1 protein-coding gene is annotated in these 588 nt (G+C 62.1%); it reads right to left on the bottom strand.

The features are described from left to right. On the bottom strand, positions 1-299 hold a 299-nt coding region (locus tag HMPREF3086_RS15270), incomplete at its 3' end, for a phage integrase N-terminal SAM-like domain-containing protein (protein WP_246831015.1). Positions 300-588 lie beyond the last annotated feature (289 nt).

Below are 588 nucleotides of genomic sequence, written 5' to 3'. Positions count from 1 at the left end.
CCGTAATCCGGATTGGCGATGTAGCTGGTGAACGCCCGCAGTGCGCAGTGGTAGCCGCGAAGAGTGGAGTGGGCGACGTGTTTGACCGTACGGAGATCGGCGGAGAATTCCTCGACCATCGCCGGGGTCCAGTGCCACGGCTCCGCATTGACGTGGTCGACGAACCGCTGCACCAGGCGCAGTCGCTGTTCGATCGTGTTGAACTGCAGATTTCGGGATAGCTGCTGGTTGCGCCAGCCCTCCAGCATCAGCCGGAGCACCTGCTCGGCGGGCCGAAGCACCGGCAGCGACGGCGCCATATGGACCCGTCCGGAGCCATCCAGTCGCATCGCTAAACCCCAAACCACGACGTCTCATCTGATGAATCAATGATACAACCGATGAGCCTTCACGGGAACCCCTGCAGGTCAACGACGTGCCAAAGATCGTCTTTCGGCCTCATTGAGGCCCAGTGCCCGGGCCGGAAAGCAGTGGTGGCAGCGCCCGAGAGTGGGTGACTTCGCAGGTCGGGGCAGGGATCGGTGCCGGACGCGAAGGAGGAGCTGGAAATGCGAGGGGCGATTCATCTGATGCAATACGCAGATCTTC

The sequence above is a fragment of the Dietzia sp. HMSC21D01 genome (assembly GCF_001815995.1).
GTDB classification, from domain to species: Bacteria; Actinomycetota; Actinomycetes; order Mycobacteriales; family Mycobacteriaceae; genus Dietzia; species Dietzia cinnamea.
This window is presented reverse-complemented; position numbering and strand designations above follow the sequence as displayed.